Here is a 17,782-nt window from a genome sequence, read left to right on the forward strand (position 1 = left end):
CTCGTCCGACAGCGTCAACTCGGCCTTCGGCCGCCCCATCCGAGCCATAGGCTAAGCCTACACATCTGAACAGAACTCAAGACTCAGAACACTAGCCGGTGCCGCGTCAGGCAGCGTTTGCGCGACGGGGCGAACGTTGCCTGACGCGGCACTAGCCGCCCGCCGCCGCCCGACGCTCAGGGGCGGACCGCCCCCAGCTGCTCCGCCAGTTCGCCCGGATCCGACGTCGGCCGCGCGCAGACGAAGTGCCGGCACACGTACGCCGCGGGAACGCCGCCCACCAGGGTCCGGTCGGCCAGCAGCGGGAACTCGCCGCCGCTGCCGTCCGCCGCCCGCGGCAGGCCCGTCGCCACGACCGCACCGGGGGCCGTCCCCAGCAGCGCGACCCGGTGCAGCTCCGCCCGCGCCGGATCCTCCGGATGCCCGACGACCGCCACCTCGCGCGGACCGTCGACGAGCGCCTCGGCGACCGCCAGTCCGTGCCCGATGAAGCGCGGAGCGCGCGGGCCGAGGGCGTGCACCACGGCGAGCGCCCGCTCGGCCGCCGTGCGGTGGGGCTCCGAACCGGTGTGCGCGGCGTACGAGAGCAGCGCGCCGGCGGCGGCCGTCCACCCGGAGGGCGCGGCGGTGTCGGTCGGATCCTGGGGCCTGCGGATGAGCCGCTCCGCGTCGTGCGCGGTGTCGTACAGCGATCCGTCCTCGGCGGTGAACCGGGCCATGACCAGATCGACGAGGAGTCCGGCGAACTCCAGCCAGACCCCTTCCCCGGTGACGGCGGCCAGGGTGAGGAACCCCTCCGCGACGTCCCCGTAGTCCTCCAGCACCCCGGCGTGGGGGCCGGCCTTCCCGTCGCGGCTCGTGCGCGCGAGCCGCGCCCGTCCGTCCAGGTGCACGCGCACGAGCAGATCGGCGGCCTCGGTGGCCCGCTCGATCAGGTCCGGCCGGTCGAAGTAGGCCCCGCACTCGGCGAGGGCGGCGACGGCCAGCCCGTTCCAGGCGGCGACGACCTTGTCGTCCCGGCCGGGCGCGGGCCGCCCGCCGCGGGCGGCGAGCAGCCTGGCCCTGATGTCCGCGACCTGCCGCGCGTCGAGGCCGGCTCCGCCCGGCGGCAGTTGCAGCACGGACTTCCCGTGCTCGAAGGTCCCTTCCTCCGTCACCCCGAACCAGGCGGCGGCGAGCTCCCCGTCCCGCTCCCCCAGCACCTGCCGGAGCTCCTGCGGGGTCCAGGCGTAGTAGGCGCCCTCGACGTGCGCGCCGGTGACGGGGTCCTCGCTGTCGGCGTCGAGCGCGGAGGCGAAGCCGCCCTCGCCGGTGCGCAGCTCACGGACCATGAAGTCGGCGGTCTCGACGGCCACCCGCCGCGCGAGCTCCGATCCGGTGGCCCGCCACAGGTGCGCGTACACGCGGCAGAGCAGCGCATTGTCGTACAGCATCTTCTCGAAGTGCGGTACGACCCACTCCCGGTCCACGGAGTAGCGCGCGAACCCGCCCCCGATCTGGTCGTAGATCCCGCCCCGGGCCATGGCCTCGCAGGTGTCGGCGGCCATCTGCAGGGCCCCCTGCGAACCGGTGCGGGCATGGTGGCGCAGCAGGAACTCCAGCACCATGGACGGCGGGAACTTCGGCGCCCCGCCGAAGCCGCCCCGGCTCTCGTCGTACTCCCGCGTCAGCCCGAGCAGGGCCTGCGCGAGCTCCTCGGGCCCGGGCGTGCCGGCCTTCCCGTAGTCCAGCTGCCGGCCCGCGAGGTCCCGTACGATCCGCCGCGCGACCTCGGCGACCTCCTCGGGCCGCCCGGTCCACGCGGTCCGCACGCCTTCGAGCACCTGTGTGAAGGAGGGCATGCCGTGCCGGGGCTCGGGCGGGAAGTAGGTGCCGAAGTAGAACGGCTCGGCTTCGGCGTTCATGAACACCGTCATCGGCCATCCGCCCTGCCCGGTGGCGGCCTGCACGGCCTCCATGTAGACGGCGTCGATGTCGGGGCGCTCTTCGCGGTCCACCTTGATGTTGACGAAGTGTTCGTTCATGTACACGGCGGTCGGTTCGTCCTCGAAGGACTCGTGGGCCATGACGTGACACCAGTGACAGGCGGAGTATCCGACCGACAGCAGAACAGGCACGTTGCGGCGCCGCGCCTCGTCGAAAGCCTCCGGTGACCAGGGCCACCAGTCGACGGGATTGTCCGCGTGCTGAAGCAGATACGGCGAGGTCACACCAGCCAACCGGTTCATACGAACCAGCCTCTCACAGCGCCTGGCGCGACCTCGGGCGGCTCGACACCCCGGAACAGTAGGCTGACCGCAGCAGCGCCGGACCTGCCGAGGCTCATCGAAGGAGGTACGCCATGGCCGCCGAGATGGTGGCGCCCGCGTGGATGCATTCACAGATCAGCGCGGAGCAGTACGACTCCTGGTCCGAGGAGCAGTGCGCCGGCATCGAGATCGTGGACGGGATGGTCGTCGTGAGCCCGAGCGCCTCCAAGCGGCACAACCGGCTGGCCCGGGTCCTGGCCAATGCCTTGGACGCCGCCGCGGGCCCGGACTGGAACGCGGACACGGACTTCGACGTCCGCCTGCAGGATGTTCCGCTCACCAATCGCCGTCCGAACGTCATCGTCTACCGGGCGGAGACCATCGACCTCACGCCCACCCGCCCCGAGCACGTACTCCTGGTCGTCGAGGTGGTGTCGCCCGGTTCGGAGACCACTGACCGGATCGTGAAGGTGGACCAGTACGCCAAGGCCGGCATCCCCTTCTACTGGCGCGTCGAACAGGCCGCCACCGGTGTCCCGATCGTCTACACCTACGTCCTCGACCCCGCGACCACGGTGTACAGGGACGGCGAGGTGTTCACCGGCGTGATCAAAGCTGCCGCCCCCTTCCCCGTCACCGCCGATCTGGGAGCCGTCTGACCGGAGGCCCCCTTCGGGGAGCGGGGGCCGCGCAGCTGGCCGTGCGCGACCGTTCGCGCTCCAACTCCCTCTGAACTAGCTCAGATTCCTCGCACTCCCGACCGTCCCGACGGACACTTGGGCACGGTGCCGGAGCTCTCTGAGGGGGATGCCGATGCGTGACAGCCATCGCGGCGAGGCCGAACGGCTGCTGGAGCGGGCCGTGGACGACGAGGCCCGGCGGGGCGCCGGTGGCGCGGCCGGGACTGCCGAGGCCAAGGCGGCACTGCTCGCGCGGGGCAGGGAGGCGCTGGACTCGTTCGCGGCGAGCGCGGCCGAGGAGTACGGGGCGTACGTGAGCGCCCTGGACGAGGCGGCGAGCGGCGACGCATCGCTCGGCGAGGCCTTCCGGCGCGCGAACCTCTCGACGGCCCTGCTGGTGACGGCGGTCGCGGCGGCTTCGGCCGTCGGTGCCGACCTGGCCTTCGGCGTGGCGGCCGGCACCGCGCTGACCGCCGGCGCCGTGGTCGGCGTGGCCGGGGCGACGGCGACCGTGGCCAAGGTGACGGCCCTGCACCTGCCGGCCGCGAACCGGCGGGCCGGGGAGCTGGGGCGGCCCGGCGGGACGGAACAGCTGAAGCTCCAGTGGCTGTCGGCGCTGGAGGTGCGGGGGGTCCGGCCGTTCCTGGAGCAGCAGCGCAAGGTGGCCGTCGCCGCCCGCTCCGCGCAGAAGGTGAACGGGAACGCCAACGGCGGGCGGCCCCAGCTGATCGGGGCCAACCGCAGTGCCGAGGCCCGCCGGCGGAGCATGCTGGAGCAGTCCTTCGGACAACTTCCGCTGCTGGACGACGTGTTCGTGGGGCGGAAGGCGGAGCTGGAGCGGATCGCGCAGTGGGTGCGCAGCGCCCGGGCCAGTACCGAGACCCGTCCGGTGGTCGTGGTGCTGCACGGTGAGCCCGGGGTGGGCCGGACCACGCTGGCACTGCGCGCGGCGCACGCGCTGCGGGACCAGTTCCGGGGCGCCTGCGTGGTGGACCTGCGCGGCGGTGGTGCGACCGAGAGCCCGCTGCCGACGCGGGAGGCACTGCTGCACCTGATGAACCGGCTGGGTGCGCCGCGCGAGCAGCTGCTGTTCCGGGAGGGTTCCTCGGCCGACCAGCAGGTGCGCAGGCTCGGCGAGTTGTACCACCTGCACTTGCAGGGCACGCCGGTGACGGTCGTCCTGGACGATGCCGTGGACACCGCCCAGGTGCGGATGCTGGTGCCGGAGCGCTCCGAGAGCCTGGTCCTGGTCACGGCGCGGGAGCCGCTGGACCTGCCTGGGGACCTGGCGGCCTGGGTGTACCAGCTGCCGGTGGCCCGGCTCGCGGGGGAGGCGGCCGCCGAGCTGGTGGAGGCGGTGGCCGCCGCGTACGAGGTCCCGAACGGCGAGCAGGCCGCAGGAGGGCTGCTCCCGCTGGGCGCCGGCCTGCCGCTCGCGCTGCGCGTCCTGGCGCCCCTCGGGAACGCGCGGGTCGCCCTGGACACCTCCCGGGACACCCCGGAAACCCCTCGGGTCGCCCCGGCCGCCCCGGAAACCCCGGACACCCCTCCGGCCGCCCTGGCCGCCCCGGACGCCCCGGACGCCCCGGACGCCCCCGGAGGCTCGCTGGAGGCCGCCCTCGATCTGGCCTACGCGGCCCTGCCCGAGGAGCGTCGCCGGCTGCTGCGCCGGCTCACGCTGGCCGGGCGGGCCTCGCTCGGTGCGGCGGCCGCGGCGGCGTTGATCGACGCCGACCAGGTGGAGGCCGGGCGGCTGCTGCGGGAGCTGGCGCGCGGGGGGCTGCTGGACCACGTGCGCGCCGACCGGTTCCGGATGCACGACGCGGTGCGCGCGTACGCGGCCGGACGCCTCGCGCGCGACGAGGACCGGGCCGGGGCCGCGGCCGCGCACGAGCGGCTGATCCGCACGTACGCGCAGCTCGCCGACTCGGTGATCCGGATGGTCGACGGGAAGATGTCCACGCGCGCGAACGCCCTGTCCAGGACGAGCACGGTCGGCGGGCACGGCTTCGTCTCCCTCGACGCGGCACTGCGCTGGCTGGACGACGAGTCGAGCTTCATCACGGCGGCGCTGCGCCACACCGAGGGCGTGGACCAGCAGGCGGTCCTCGACCTGCTGGGCGCGCTCTGCGACTTCTGCCTGCTGCGCGGTGACCTGTACCGGCTGGGCGAGATCAACGAACTCACCCAGGCGGTCGACCAGGGGCTGCTGGTCCGCTCGGTGCAGTGGCGCACGGGCATCGCGGCCCGTCAGCTCGGTGAGCTGGACAAGGCCCGCACCACGCTGACGTCGGTGGTGGACCAGTACATGGAGGCGCACCAGGAGGCGGGCGCGGGCATGGCGCTGGTGTCGCTCGGCATCACCCTGCACCACCAGGGCAACCTCCCGGAGGCCGCGGCCCGCATCCGCGAGGCGCTCGTGCTCCAGGCTCCGGAGGAGCTGGCGGGCGACCGCGCGTGGGGTCTGCACGCGCTCGCCGCGGTCGAGCGCGACCGCACGCACCTCGCGGAGGCGCTGCGGCTGCTGCGCGAGTCCCTCGCCCTGCACCGGGAGAGCGAGAGCGTGCACGGTGAGGCCTGGGCGCACCTCCAGCTCGGACAGGTGTTCCTGCGCCTGGGCGAGGTGGTGCGCGCGGAGGTGGAGCTGAGCCTCGCCCTGGAGCTGTACGGGCGCACGCGCGACGACCGGGGTGAGGCGTGGGCGCTGACGCAGCTGGGCCGGGCGCGGGTGGTCGCGGGGGACCCGGGGCCGGCCCTGGAGCGGCTGCGCGACGCGCTGGCACGCCACCGGGCGTCCGAGGACGCCCGCGGCGAGGCGTGGACGCTGTACTACCTCGGCCAGGCCCTGGAGGAGGCCGGGGAGCGGGACCGGGCGGTGCGGGAGCTGGAGCGGGCCCGCACGATGTTCTCCCGGATGCGGGACGTGTACGGGCTGGCCCATGCCCGCCACCACTCGGGCCGGGTGACGCGCGACCAGCGCGCGGCCCAGACCGGGAACCTGAGGAACTCCGGCTTCGCCCGCCAGCTCCTGGTGGACGCCCGGGCGGACTTCCGGCGCATCGGTCTGGCGCACGGGGAGGCGTGGACCTGCGTGGAGCTCGCCATCGTCGACGCGGGCAACGCGCGCATCGCGCAGGCCCTCGACCTGTGCGAGGAAGCGGTGCGGCTGTTCATCTCCTACGGGGACCGCCGCGGCGAGGACTGGGCGCGTTTCCTGCGCTGCACGCTCCTGCCCTACGCCCTTCCCGCCGCGCCCGACGAGGCGCGCACGGAACTGGCCCGGCTCTCCGCCGCCCCCCACCCGATGCGGGACGGCCGGCTCGAGGACTGCCTGGACACCTACGCCGTGGTCCTCGCCCGCGGCGTGGACCCCTCGGAGGGCTGGCAGGCCTGGCGGCTGTCGCTGGTGCCGAATCTGCACTCGCGGGAAATCATGGGCATCCCGGTGCCGCTGCCCGAGGGGTGACGAGCGGGCGCTCCCCGGCCCCGGGGCGCCGCCCGCACCTCGGCGCCGCGCGCACCGGCGCCAGCGCGCACGCGGAAGTTCCGCCGCCCCGTCGTTCGACGGGCGGGGCGGCGGTCGCGCGAAGGGCCGTGCCTACGGGGCCCCGGTGCCGTCCGCGGCGGCCGGGGCGGGCTCGGGGGCTTCCTTGAAGTCGACGCGGCCCATGTGCCGGCTCATGGACTTCATCAGGCCCCACACCCCGAGGGCGAGGGCGGCGAACACGATGAATCCCAGGAGTCCCGGGGTCACCTTGTTCTTGTCGAAGGTGTCGCCGGCCAGCGGAAGGAGCTGGGCGATTGCTGCCTGCGTAGCGCTCATAGCTACGCATTCTCCCGGATGCCCGCGAAGAGGTCGGACTCGGGGAGGGAAGTGTCCACGAGGGACTTCGCGAGCTCGTACTCCTCGGTCGGCCAGACCTCCTTCTGGATCTCCATGGGCACGGTGAACCAGCCGCCGTCCGGGTCGATCTGCGTGGCGTGCGCGATGAGCGCCTTGTCGCGGATCTCGAAGAAGTCGGCGCAGGGCACGTGCGTGGTGAGGGTCCGCTCCGCGCGCTGGAACTCCTTCCACCGCTCCAGCCACTCCCCGTACGGGGAGTCCAGGCCGCGCGAGAGGAGCGCCTCGTGGAGGGCGACGGTGCGCGGCTTGTTGAAGCCCTGGTTGTAGTAGAGCTTCTGCGGCTGGTAGGCCGGGCCGAACTCGGCCTCCGGGTACTTCTCGGTGTCGGCCGCGTGCTCGAAGGCCACCATCGAGATCTTGTGGGTCATGATGTGGTCGGGGTGCGGGTAGCCGCCGTTCTCGTCGTACGTGGTGACGACGTGCGGCCGGAAGGCGCGGATCTTCTTCACCAGGACGCCGGCGGCCTCGTCGAGGTCGGCCAGGGCGAAGCAGCCGTCGGGCAGCGGCGGCAGCGGGTCGCCCTCGGGCAGTCCGGAGTCGACGTATCCCAGCCACTCCTGGTCGACGCCGAGGATCTCGCGGGCCTCGTCCATCTCCTTGGCCCGGACCTCGTGGATGTTCTCCTCGATGTACTTGTCGCCCTGGAGCTTGGGATTCAGGACGGAACCGCGCTCGCCACCGGTGCAGGTCACCACCAGTACGGCCACCCCCTCGGACACGTACTTGGCCATGGTGGCCGCGCCCTTGCTCGACTCGTCGTCGGGGTGGGCGTGGACGGCCATCAGTCGAAGCTGCTCGGTCAAGACAGGATCCTCTTTGAGTCGTCAGGGCGGGCGCCTTCTATAGTGACCGAATCGGGGGGTGGAAAAATTCCGGGGGGTCGCCCCGGAACGCGACGGTGTCCACCCACCTCGAAGGGAACGAGCGATGAGCGCGGTGCGCGAAGGACTGCCCGAGGGCCGCTACGGCCGGTCGGCGGACGAGCGTGCGGACCGCGGGCTCAAGATCGTGGGCTCGGTCCTGGGGGCCGGACTGCTCGGGGTGGTCGGCTGGATCGGCTGGGGCTACGTCGCCGGGCACAGCGTCAGCGCCGAGGTCATCAAGTTCAAGGTGGTCTCCGACACCGCGGTCGACGTGCACCTGGAGGTGCGCAAGGAGGCCTCGGTCACCGGGGTGTGCACGCTGAGCTCGCAGGACGAGGAGCACGGCGAGGTGGGCCGCGCCGACTTCACGTTCGCGCAGGACGACGAGCGCGTGGACGAGGTCGTCACGCTGAAGACGACCGGCCGGGCCACGATGATCGAGCTGATCGGCTGCCGCCCGGCCGGCTCCGCGAACTGAAACCGGACGGCCGGACCTGGAACCGGAGGCCGGACCTGAAACCGGGGCCGGACCTGGAACCGGGGGCCGGACGCACCGCTCACGACGGGCAACACGCCGGGCCGCAGCGGAACCACTCGTTCCGCAGAGTCCGGTTCCTCCGGCTTCGTCACCGGGCCCCGACGCACTTCACACGCCCTGTGTCCTCCCCCTTCTCCTCCCGAATTGTTAGGCTCGTGGTTTCGTCCGCCGCTGGCGGCTTTGTAGTCCCCTGTACCGACGAGGAGCACCCGTGACCCAGACGAGCGAGAGCGTCACCTGGCTGACCCAGGCGGCGTACGACCAGCTGAGGGCCGAGCTGGATTACCTCTCTGGTCCCGCACGCACGGAGATCACGATCAAGATCGCCGCTGCGCGCGAGGAAGGTGACCTCCGCGAGAACGGCGGTTACCACGCGGCCAAGGAGGAGCAGGGCAAGCAGGAGCTCCGCATCCGCCAGCTCACGCAGCTCCTGGAGAAGGCCAAGGTCGGCACGGCCCCCGCCGCCGAGGGCGAGGTGGCCCCCGGCACCCTCGTCAAGATCGCCTTCGACGGCGACGAGAACGACACCATGGAGTTCCTGCTGGCCTCGCGCGAGTACGCGTCCTCGGACTTCGAGACGTACTCCCCGCAGTCCCCGCTGGGCACCGGCGTGATGGGCAAGAAGATCGGCGAGGACGCCCAGTACGAGCTGCCCAACGGCAAGCACGCCTCCGTCAGGATCTTGGACGTCAAGCCCTTCACCGGCTGATCACCCCCTTCGTGGAATTCGCCCCGCCGGGCCTCGGCCCGGCGGGGCGAAGTGCTTCCCCGGGCGGGAACGGGGCCCGGAGCCGTCGCCCTACGCCGTCGCGGAGCGGTACTTGCGCACCGCCAGGGTGCGGAAGGCCACGATGATCAGCACCGACCAGATGATCGACGCGGTGACCGGGTGCTGCATCGGCCACGCCGCCGGGGTCGGGTAGCCCTCCGGAAGGTTGCCGAAGAGCTGCCGGGCCGCCTGGACGGTGGCGCTGAAGGGGTTCCACTCCGCGATGTGCCGCAGGAACGTCGGCATGTTGTCGGAGGGAACGAAGGCGTTCGAGATGAACGTCAGCGGGAAGAGCCAGATCAGCCCGCCCGAGGTGGCCGCCTCCGGGGTGCGCACCGACAGGCCGATCAGGGCCCCGATCCAGGAGAACGCGTACCCGAGCAGGAGCAGCAGGGCGAAGCCGCCGAGGACCTCGCCGGCGCTGGTGTGGGTGCGCCAGCCGACGAGCAGCGCCACGATCGCCAGGACGACGAGCGTGAGGCTGGTCTGGACGAGGTCGGCGAGGGTGCGGCCGGTCAGGACCGCACCGCGGGCCATGGGCAGGGAGCGGAAGCGGTCGATGAGGCCCTTGTGCATGTCGTCCGCGATGCCCGCGCCCGCGCCGGCCGTGGCGAAGGTGACGGTCTGGGCGAAGATGCCCGCCATCAGGAACTCGCGGTAGGCGGCGGGCGAGGTGCTGCCGCCGACGGATATGGACCCGCCGAAGACGTAGCTGAACAGGACGACGAACATCACCGGCTGGATCACGCCGAAGATGATCATCTCGGGGATCCTGGACATGCGGATCAGGTTCCGCTTGGCGATGACCAGGGAGTCCTTGGCTCCCTGGACGAGCCCGCCGCGCGGGCGGGGCGCCAACGGGTTCGGGGTCGCTGCCGTGAGGGTCATGCGGCCTTCTCCTTACGGGCCTTGCGGCCGGCCTTGGCGTCGGCGGCGGGCGCCGCGTCGTCGGCCTCCGCGTCCGCGAGCTGCGCCGCGTGGCCGGTGAGGGAGATGAACACGTCGTCCAGGGTGGGGCGGCGCAGACCGATGTCGTCGATCTCGATGCCGCGCCCGTCCAGCTCGCGGATGACCTCCGCGAGCAGCTTGGCGCCGCCGGAGACCGGCACGGTCAGCTTGCGGGTGTGCTCCTCGACGGTGGCCTCGCCCTTGCCGAAGCCGGCGAGGACCTCGCGGGCGCCCGCCATGTGGCCGCGCTCGTGCACGACCACCTCCACGCACTCGCCGCCCGTCCGGGCCTTGAGCTCGTCGGAGGTGCCCCGCGCGATGACCTTGCCCTGGTCGACCACGCAGATGTCGTGCGCGAGGTGGTCGGCCTCCTCCAGGTACTGCGTGGTGAGCAGCAGGGTGGTGCCGCCCGCGACGAGCTCCTGGATGATGCCCCACAGCGCCTGGCGGTTGCGGGGGTCGAGGCCGGTGGTGGGCTCGTCCATGAACATCACGGGCGGGCTGACGACGAGGGCCGCCGCGAGGTCGAGGCGCCGGCGCATGCCGCCGGAGTACGTCTTGGCGGTGCGGTCGGCGGCGTCGCCGAGGCTGAACCGCTCCAGGAGTTCGGCCGCGCGGACCTTCGCGGCCTTGGCGCTCATCTGGTAGAGCCGGCCGACCATCTGGAGGTTCTCGCGGCCGGTCAGGTATTCGTCCACGGCGGCGAACTGGCCGGAGAGGCCGATCGAGCGGCGGACCTCGTTGGGGTGCTTGAGTACGTCGATGCCCGCGACGACGGCCTTGCCGCTGTCGGGCTGGAGGAGGGTGGTCAGAACGCGCACGGCCGTGGTCTTGCCCGCCCCGTTCGGGCCGAGCAGGCCGAGGACGGTGCCTTCGGGGACATCGAGGTCCACGCCGTCCAGAGCCCGTACCTCCCCGAAGGTCTTGACCAGTCCTTCAGCGTAGATGGCGCCTGGCATAGGGATTCTCCCAGTGCGGATCGAGCCGATCAGAATCGTTGTTCTTCCGCGCGGATCCGCGCGGATCCGCGCGGATCCTAGGGTCGCCGGGTGGGGGCACCCGGCCGAACGGGCGAAGAGTAACGCGTCATATCGTGTTCCGCCAGGCGGTGCGGGACAGCATGCGATCCGACCGGACCGGCCGGGTCCCGGGGCTAACCCATGACCTTGTACCCCGCGCCGTGCAGCGACCGCGCGACCTCCGCGCAGTGCTCCTGCCCCTTCGTCTCCAGGTGCAGTTCCACCTCCACCTCCGTGAGCCCGAGCCGCGGATCGGTCCGTACGTGGCTCACGTCCAGCACATTGGCGTCCACCGCCGACAGCACTCCCAGCAGACCGGCCAGCGCCCCCGGCCGGTCGGCCACGCGCAGCCGCAGCGACAGGTAGCGGCCGGCCGCCGCCATGCCGTGGCGCAGGATCCGCTGCAAGAGCAGCGGATCGACGTTTCCGCCGGACAGGACCGCGACCACCGGACCGTCGCCGTACCGCTCGGGCTCGCTCAGCAGCGCGGCCACCGAGCTGCACCCGGCCGGCTCGACCACCATCTTCGCCCGCTCCAGACAGAGCAGCAGGGCGCTGGAGAGCGCGTCCTCCGACACGGTACGGACGTCGTCGAGCAGTTCGCCGATGATTTTGAAGGGGACGTCGCCGGGCCGCCCGACCTTGATGCCGTCGGCCATCGTGACCGGGTCGTCGATCGACACCGGGTGCCCGACCTTCAGCGAGGGCGGGTACGCGGCCGCGCCCGCCGCCTGGACGCCGATCACCCGCACGTCGGGCCGCAGCGCCTTCACCGCGACGGCGACGCCCGCCGCGAGCCCTCCGCCGCCGATGCCGACCAGGATCGTGCGCACCTCCGGGCACTGCTCCAGGATCTCCAGGCCGACCGTGCCCTGTCCCGCGACGATGTCGCGGTGGTCGAAGGGGTGGATGAACACCGCCCCGGTGCGGTCCGCGTACTCCTGGGCGGCGGCGAGGGTCTCGTCCACCACCTGCCCGTGCATCCGCACCTCGGCGCCGTAGTCCTGGGTCGCGGCCACCTTCGGCAGCGGCGCCCCGACCGGCATGAACACCGTCGAGCGGACCCCGAGGAGCGAGGAGGCCAGGGCGACGCCCTGGGCGTGGTTGCCGGCACTGGCGGCCACGACCCCGGCGGCGCGCTGCTCGGGGCGCAGGCCGGCGATGCGCACGTACGCGCCGCGCAGCTTGAAGGAGCCGGTGCGCTGCAGGTTCTCGCACTTGAGGTGGACCGGGGAGCCGATGAGGGAGGAGAGGTACCGGCTGCCCTCCATCGCGGTCGTCCGGGACACGCCGGAGAGCATCTTCTGGGCTCCCCTGACGTCGTCGAGGATGACCTGCGGAACGGGCTGCGGCACGCGGTAGTTCATGCGGTCAGTCTCGCAGCCGGTCCGCCGTGCGGCGCGGGACGCAAGGAGGAGCACCGTGCGGACGACCGCCCGCGAGGGGCCGGATCCCGCCGTCCGGGACGGCCCGTGCCCGGGGTCGCGCACGGGCCGTATCAGTTCTCGTACGAGGAGTACGAGCCGCCGCACGGCCGCGTACTCTGTCCCCCATCCTTGTCGGCCCCACGCGAAGAGAGCCCACGGCCATGCCCTCCACCTCGGCCAGTTCCGACCTGCCCGCACCGGCCGAAGCGCCCGCGGAAGCCGGCCTCCTCGACGCGCTCCAGCACCAGGTGGCGGTCTTCGCCCGGCGCGCCGAGCAGACCCGCCTGGGCGGGGTCGGCCAGGCCCGCAACTCCATGGACCGGGCCGCGTACCTGCTGCTGAACCGGCTCGACCTGGAAGGCCCGATGGGCGTCAAGGCGCTCGCCGGCGGTATGGGCATCGACTCCTCGACCGTCACCCGCCAGGTCGCGCCGCTCGTCGACAGCGGCCTGGTCAAGCGGACGTCGCACCCCGAGGACGGGCGGGCCGTGGTGCTCGCGCTGTCCGCGCGCGGGCTGGCGCGGCTGGAGGAGGTCCGCTCCTCGCGGCGCGAGCTGATGGCCCGGGTGACGGACGGCTGGGAGGCGCAGGAGCGCGAGTCGTTCACCGCTCTGCTGACCCGCTTCAACGTGTCGCTGTCCGAGCTGATGTCGGCCGGGTCCGAGGCCGGGTCCGACCCGAGCGCCGCCGCCGGCCCCGCCTCCTGATCCCGGTGCTGCCGACCTCTTGACCGGGGTGGTCCCACCGGCCGCACTATGTGGTCTGTGGACCACGGGCCGGGCCCTTACGCGGAGTTCGAAGCCTTCGTCGCTGGTGCGGCGGGGCGGCTCCTGCGCGTCGCGATCCTTCTCACGGCCGAGCCCGACACGGGCGCGGCCGGGGCGGCCGACGCTCCCGCCGCGCGCGGCCTCCTCGGGGACGCGCTGGCCCGTACGTACGCGAACTGGCGCAGGCTGCGCGGGGACGACCCGTACGACCACACCCGCCAGGAGCTGTGCGCCGCCTTCCTCCGCACCGGCCGCCGCCACCACGGCGGCAGCGGGGTACTGGCCCGGCTGGGTCCGCTCGAGCGCCTCGTGCTGGTCCTGCGGATCTACGAGGGGGTCGCGGAGGAGGTCACCGCGGCGCAGCTGGGGCTGCCGCCCGAGCGGGTGAGGGCGCTCTGCAACCGGTCCGTGGCCCAGCTGCGGGGCGCTCCCGCGTCCGGTGGGGCTCCGGCGGCTGCCGGGCCGGCTGCGGCGGATGCCGCATGAGCCGCCCGGAACCCAGGGAGGTGCAGGTCAGACGACTCCTGGAGGGGCCGTACCCGACGGTGCCGACCGGGCTGGCGGCGGGCGCGGCCGCACGCGGGGACCGGATGCTGCGGCGGCGCCGGGTGCTGCGCCGCATCGGCTGGACGGTGCTCCTCGCGGCCGCGGTGGCCTTCGTGGTCTGGGCTTCGCTGACCCACCCGTGGGCGACCCCGTCGAGCGGGACGTCCCCGCCGTGGCGCGACGGGTGAGCACCGGCGGCCGACGGCACCGGGGACCGGGCGCCGGCCGGAGCCCGTCGCCCGGACGCCGGGAAGCGGGGAAGCCCGGGAGCGGGCGCCGGGTGTCGGCGCCCGCGCCCGCGCCTCGGCCTAGCCCAGCGCCTGGGTCAGGTCCGCGATCAGGTCGTCCGCGTTCTCGATGCCGACCGAGACACGGATCAGGTCCGCCGGCACCTCCAGGGCCGAGCCGGCCACGGAGGCGTGGGTCATCCGGCCCGGGTGCTCGATGAGGGACTCCACGCCGCCCAGGGACTCGGCCAGCGTGAAGATCTTGGTGCGGGCGCAGAGCGCGACGGCCTCCTCCTCGCCGCCGGCGACCTGGAAGGAGACCATCCCGCCGAAGTTGCGCATCTGCTTGGCGGCGATCTCGTGGCCCGGGTGCTCGGGCAGGCCCGGGTAGAGCACCTTGGTGACCTTCGGGTGGCGCTGGAGCACCTCGACGATCTTGGCGGCGTTCTCCGCGTGCCGGTCCATGCGGACGGCCAGCGTCTTGATGCCGCGCAGCACGATCCAGGAGTCGAAGGGGCCGGCCACCGCGCCCATGGCGTTCTGGTGGTAGGCCAGCTCCTCGCCCAGCGCCGCGTCGGCGGTGACGAGCGCGCCGCCCACGACGTCGGAGTGCCCGCCCATGTACTTGGTCAGCGAGTGCACGACCACGTCCGCGCCGAGCGCGAGGGGCTGCTGGAGGTAGGGGGACGCGAAGGTGTTGTCCACGACCAGCTTGGCGCCGGCCGACCGCGCGATGCCGGCGACCATGGCGATGTCGGTGATGCCGAGGAGCGGGTTGGAGGGCGTCTCGACCCAGATGACCTTGGTCTTCGGGGTGAGGGCGGCCCGTACTGACTCCGCGTCGGAGGTGTCGGCCACCGACCACTCGACGCCCCAGCGGGAGACGACCTTCGCGAAGAGGCGGAAGGTGCCGCCGTAGGCGTCGTTCGGGATGACCACGTGGTCGCCCGGGGAGAGCAGCGTGCGGAGCAGGCAGTCCTCGGCGGCGAGCCCGGACGCGAAGGCGAGGCCGCGCCGGCCGCCCTCCAGCGCCGCGAGGTTCTCCTCCAGCGCGGTGCGGGTCGGGTTGGCGCTGCGGCTGTACTCGTAGCCGCCGCGCAGGCCGCCCACCCCGTCCTGCTTGTACGTGGAGACCTGGTAGATCGGCGGTACGACCGCGCCGGTCTGCGGGTCCGCCGTGTTGCCCGCGTGGATCGCACGGGTCTCGAAGCTCTGGTGCTCGTGGCTTTCGTCGCTCATGGCCCGATGCTAATGCCCGGCGGCCCCCGTCCTCCTCTCTCCCCCGTCGCGCTGACCCGCCCGTATTGGCGTTCGTACGGGTGGGTCTGGTTCGCTGGGGGGCATGGAGATTCTGTGGTTCCTGCTCGCGATGGGCCTGCTCTTGGCCGCCGTCGGACCGTACATTCGGCGCAAGCGCGGCGGCCTGCGCATGGTCGCACCCGGCAGCCCCGACGCCGCCGACCCCGCGGACTACGGATTCGCCCTCCAGGAGGAGCTCGACATCCGGATCCCCGGGCCGGACCAGGACCTGATGGACGCCCTCGACAACGTGCGGATCACCGGGCGGTGGCAGGCCGCGTCCCAGTTGCTGGCCGGTACGCCGACGGAGGGCGAGGTGCGCTGGCAGCGCGTCCAGGCCTTCGCCGGCTCGGCGGCGCTGGAGCTCGCCCGGGAACCCGGGCTGGGCGCGCAGTGGCTGAAGGCGTGGCGGCTGGAGGCGCCGAAGGACGCGGGCGGCGCACAGGTGCACGCCGAGCTGCTGGCCCAGCAGATGGCGCGGCGGCCGGAGGGCATGGCCGACACCGACCTCCGGATCATCGCGGAGGAGGCCCGGGAGTCCTGCCGCACGGCCGCGCTGCTGGCCCCCGGCGACCCGGTCCCGTACATCGTCGAACTGGCCGTCGCCCGGGTGCTGCACTACCCGGAGGCCGAGTACGACGCACTGTGGGCGAAGATCATCGACCGGGCGCCGCAGCACATGGGCGCGCACCTGGCCGCGCTGAACTACTGGTGCGCGAAGTGGCACGGTTCCCGGGAGAAGGCCGACGCCTTCACCCACTACGCGGCGGCGCGCGCCCCGCAGGGCTCGCTGCTCTCGGCGCTGCCGCTCTTCGCACTGTACGAGCACATCCCCGACGTGGTCCTGATCCGCAGTTTCCACCAGAGCGCAGCGGTGACGCGGGCGGTGGAGGGCGCGCTGTACGCGGTCCACCACGCGCGTTCCGACGACCCGATGCTGGCGCACGTACGGCACCTGCTGCTGCTGTTCCTGGTCGGCGGCGAGCGGTGGGCGGAGGCGATGGACCAGGTCCGCCACGTCGACGGCTACGTCGGCGCCCTCCCCTGGTCGGCCGACCCGGACCCGGCGGCCTCGTACGCGGTCTACCGCGCCCTGGCGGTGGCCGGCTACGAGGCGAACGGCGGCTCCCCGGCGACGCTGCCGCACTGACGGCGGCCCGCGGACTCGCGGCAGCGGCCGGGCAACGGCCCACGGCAACGGCTTCACGGCAACGGCCGCCCCTCCCGGAAGGGAGGGGCGGCCGTCGTCATGCCGTGGTGCTGTCAGGTGTTACGGGTGGGTCAGGGTGCCGCGTCCAGGGTGGGGACCGGAAGCGGCGCGGTGGCCAGCGCCGTGATGCTCCAGCGCTGTGCGGCGGAGCCGTTGCAGTCGTACAGCCACAGCTGGCGGCCCGGCGTGAGGTCGTAGTTGCCGAGGTCCACGCACCGGCCGGAGACCGGGTTGTAGATCGAGCCGTCGGCACGGGGCACGAACGTCTGGGCCGGCGTCGGCGTACCGCCGCAGGTCCGCAGTTCGAGCAGCGTGGTGTTGGCCGTTCCCGCGTTGGCCGCGTTCACGCACTTGCCCTGGATCCGCAGGGAGCCGTCCGCACGGACCGAGAAGTCCTGGGCGACGGTGCCGTTGCAGCCCGCGATCTGGATCTTGTTGCCGTCGTCGGTCCGGGCGTAGTCGTTGTCGGCGCAGGAGCCCGGCGCCTCGGTGAGCGAGATCCGGCCCACGGCCGACGGGGCGGTCGGCGCGGCCGCGTAGTTGTAGGCGGCGAAGTCGCTGACGCCGCCGTTCAGGACGTCGGCGCCGGCGCCGGCGACCTTGTACCGGCCGAAGACGATCGGACCGCTGGGCGCGGGGCTGGTGGACGCCGGGTGGTAGCCGCTGCTGGCGAGGACGCCGTTGGCGTAGAGGCTCATCATCCCGCTGCCGGCGTTGTAGACGGCGGTCAGGCGGGTCCAGGTGTCAGGGGTCCAGCGGGCCGCCTGGCTGCTGAAGGTGGTGAAGTCGAAGGGCCAGGCTCCGCCCTGCGCGTTGGCCATGCCGAAGTGCCACTGACCGGAGGCCTTGTCGGCCCAGATCATGAAGGAACTGTTCTGGGTGCCGTCCTGGCTGACGACCATGGCGGTCGTGGGACCGCCCGGCGTCGAACCGGGCTTGGCCCAGAGGGAGACGGTGAAGCTCTTGCGGGTGTCGACCCCCGGGCCGGTGGTGGGGGGGCCGGTGGTGGTGATGGTGGACCCGGCGCCGCCGAACGCCGCGTACTTGGTGCTGCGGCCCTCGATGGTCTCGGTGGGGAAGGTGACGGCGCCCGCGGTGGTACCCGGGTTCTTGTTGCCACCCGCGCTGGGAGTGCTGGTGCCCGTGACGGCGTTCAGCTTCCACTGGTAGGTGGGGGCGTTGAGGCTGCCCTGGAGGGTGAAGGCGGGGGCGATGCCGGTGACGGTGGGGTAGAGGACCGAGGTGCCGTTGGGGGCGGTGCCGAGGCCGTTGAAGGAGACGAGCTGCTGGTCCTTGTCGACGGCCCAGAGGTCGGGGATCTTGTCGCCGTTGAGGT

At 72.9% G+C, this 17,782-nt stretch carries 16 protein-coding genes; 8 read left to right on the plus strand and 8 right to left on the minus strand.

Annotation, left to right across the window (positions count from 1 at the left end):
• Positions 1–176: 176 nt before the first annotated feature.
• The gene (locus ABZY44_RS34110) at positions 177–2,228 is read right to left on the minus strand and encodes a thioredoxin domain-containing protein (RefSeq protein ID WP_356660762.1); all 2,052 of its coding nucleotides are present in this window, start codon (positions 2,226–2,228) and stop codon (positions 177–179) included.
• Between the two features lie 113 nt (positions 2,229–2,341).
• Here ABZY44_RS34110 and ABZY44_RS34115 point away from each other — a divergent pair, with 113 nt between their 5' ends.
• Together ABZY44_RS34115 and ABZY44_RS34120 are read left to right on the plus strand one after the other, a co-directional pair.
• Positions 2,342–2,908, plus strand: coding sequence for a Uma2 family endonuclease (locus ABZY44_RS34115; protein WP_356660764.1), 567 nt, complete (start codon positions 2,342–2,344; stop codon positions 2,906–2,908).
• A 154-nt stretch (positions 2,909–3,062) separates the two neighbouring features.
• Positions 3,063–6,395, plus strand: coding sequence for a tetratricopeptide repeat protein (locus ABZY44_RS34120; protein ID WP_356660766.1), 3,333 nt, complete (start codon positions 3,063–3,065; stop codon positions 6,393–6,395).
• A 132-nt stretch (positions 6,396–6,527) separates the two neighbouring features.
• On the opposite strand, the gene ABZY44_RS34125 is transcribed toward ABZY44_RS34120, so the two are convergent.
• Complete coding sequence (locus tag ABZY44_RS34125) at positions 6,528–6,752, minus strand: hypothetical protein (protein ID WP_356660768.1); 225 nt, start codon at positions 6,750–6,752, stop codon at positions 6,528–6,530.
• Positions 6,753–6,754: 2 nt separating this feature from the next.
• A complete protein-coding gene (gene mca, locus ABZY44_RS34130) occupies positions 6,755–7,636 on the minus strand; it encodes a mycothiol conjugate amidase Mca (protein WP_356660770.1) in 882 nt (293 codons plus the stop codon).
• 124 nt (positions 7,637–7,760) lie between these two features.
• Between mca and ABZY44_RS34135 the strand changes: the two genes are divergently transcribed.
• The gene (locus tag ABZY44_RS34135) at positions 7,761–8,174 is read left to right on the plus strand and encodes a DUF4307 domain-containing protein (protein ID WP_356660772.1); all 414 of its coding nucleotides are present in this window, start codon (positions 7,761–7,763) and stop codon (positions 8,172–8,174) included.
• 271 nt (positions 8,175–8,445) lie between these two features.
• Positions 8,446–8,943: a transcription elongation factor GreA gene (greA, locus tag ABZY44_RS34140; protein WP_356660774.1), complete on the plus strand. Its 498-nt coding sequence runs from the start codon at positions 8,446–8,448 to the stop codon at positions 8,941–8,943.
• A 90-nt stretch (positions 8,944–9,033) separates the two neighbouring features.
• On the opposite strand, the gene ABZY44_RS34145 is transcribed toward greA, so the two are convergent.
• From ABZY44_RS34145 to ilvA, 3 genes are all read right to left on the minus strand, one after another.
• Complete coding sequence (locus tag ABZY44_RS34145) at positions 9,034–9,891, minus strand: ABC transporter permease (protein WP_356660776.1); 858 nt, start codon at positions 9,889–9,891, stop codon at positions 9,034–9,036.
• Entirely contained in the window at positions 9,888–10,910 is a 1,023-nt protein-coding gene (locus tag ABZY44_RS34150) for an ATP-binding cassette domain-containing protein (RefSeq protein ID WP_356660778.1), read from the minus strand. Before ABZY44_RS34150 ends, ABZY44_RS34145 begins: the two co-directional genes overlap by 4 nt.
• A 194-nt stretch (positions 10,911–11,104) precedes the next feature.
• On the minus strand, positions 11,105–12,337 hold the full coding sequence (gene ilvA, locus ABZY44_RS34155; protein ID WP_356660780.1) for a threonine ammonia-lyase: 1,233 nt from the start codon (positions 12,335–12,337) through the stop codon (positions 11,105–11,107).
• 221 nt (positions 12,338–12,558) lie between these two features.
• Here ilvA and ABZY44_RS34160 point away from each other — a divergent pair, with 221 nt between their 5' ends.
• Genes ABZY44_RS34160 through ABZY44_RS34170 form a run of 3 tightly spaced genes read left to right on the plus strand, consistent with a single transcriptional unit; the run spans position 12,559 to position 13,898 of the window.
• On the plus strand, positions 12,559–13,104 hold the full coding sequence (locus tag ABZY44_RS34160) for a MarR family transcriptional regulator (protein ID WP_356660782.1): 546 nt from the start codon (positions 12,559–12,561) through the stop codon (positions 13,102–13,104).
• A gap of 57 nt (positions 13,105–13,161) precedes the next feature.
• A complete protein-coding gene (locus ABZY44_RS34165) occupies positions 13,162–13,650 on the plus strand; it encodes a sigma factor-like helix-turn-helix DNA-binding protein (RefSeq protein WP_356660784.1) in 489 nt (162 codons plus the stop codon).
• Complete coding sequence (locus ABZY44_RS34170; protein WP_356660786.1) at positions 13,647–13,898, plus strand: hypothetical protein; 252 nt, start codon at positions 13,647–13,649, stop codon at positions 13,896–13,898. Before ABZY44_RS34165 ends, ABZY44_RS34170 begins: the two co-directional genes overlap by 4 nt.
• Before the next feature lie 120 nt (positions 13,899–14,018).
• Here ABZY44_RS34170 and ABZY44_RS34175 read toward each other — a convergent pair whose 3' ends face one another.
• Positions 14,019–15,176: a cystathionine gamma-synthase gene (locus ABZY44_RS34175; protein ID WP_356660788.1), complete on the minus strand. Its 1,158-nt coding sequence runs from the start codon at positions 15,174–15,176 to the stop codon at positions 14,019–14,021.
• A 103-nt stretch (positions 15,177–15,279) separates the two neighbouring features.
• Here ABZY44_RS34175 and ABZY44_RS34180 point away from each other — a divergent pair, with 103 nt between their 5' ends.
• Positions 15,280–16,386: a hypothetical protein gene (locus tag ABZY44_RS34180; protein ID WP_356660790.1), complete on the plus strand. Its 1,107-nt coding sequence runs from the start codon at positions 15,280–15,282 to the stop codon at positions 16,384–16,386.
• Between the two features lie 131 nt (positions 16,387–16,517).
• Here ABZY44_RS34180 and ABZY44_RS34185 read toward each other — a convergent pair.
• Positions 16,518–17,782, minus strand: a 1,265-nt coding sequence (locus tag ABZY44_RS34185; RefSeq protein ID WP_356660792.1) for a LamG-like jellyroll fold domain-containing protein, incomplete at its 5' end; no start/stop codon positions are given.

Origin of the sequence: Streptomyces sp. NPDC006544 (genome assembly GCF_040611715.1) — a bacterium.
Classification (GTDB): Bacteria; Actinomycetota; Actinomycetes; order Streptomycetales; family Streptomycetaceae; genus Streptomyces.